Origin of the sequence: Salmonella sp. SAL4457, assembly GCF_046548235.1 — a bacterium.
GTDB classification, from domain to species: Bacteria; Pseudomonadota; Gammaproteobacteria; order Enterobacterales; family Enterobacteriaceae; genus Salmonella; species Salmonella enterica.
Genome location: NZ_JBGDZO010001291.1, coordinates 1 through 238, shown reverse-complemented (window position 1 = coordinate 238; position 238 = coordinate 1). Strand labels below are relative to the sequence as shown.

At 66.4% G+C, this 238-nt stretch carries 1 protein-coding gene; it reads left to right on the top strand.

What is annotated here, in order from left to right; all coding sequences use genetic code 11:
• Positions 1–146: 146 nt before the first annotated feature.
• A partial coding sequence (locus ACLJNW_RS28365; protein ID WP_207918008.1) for a zinc ribbon domain-containing protein occupies positions 147–238 on the top strand: 92 nt, incomplete at its 3' end.

Here is a 238-nt window from a genome sequence, read left to right as displayed (position 1 = left end):
GTTCATACTGCCGGGGTTTCCGAGGTCTTGTCGTTTCCCCGAGATCATGGCACGAAAGCCCCGGCCAGCCCACCCCTCCCGCACGGGGCCTTGTCGCCTCCCGGCCAGCCGAGCCAGATAGGCCATTCCCCGAAGAAGAACCTGGCATGAAATTCTGCAGCCTGTGCGGCGCCACGGTGGTCCAGCGCATCCCGGACGGCGACAACCGCCTGCGCTACGTCTGCGACGCCTGCCACAC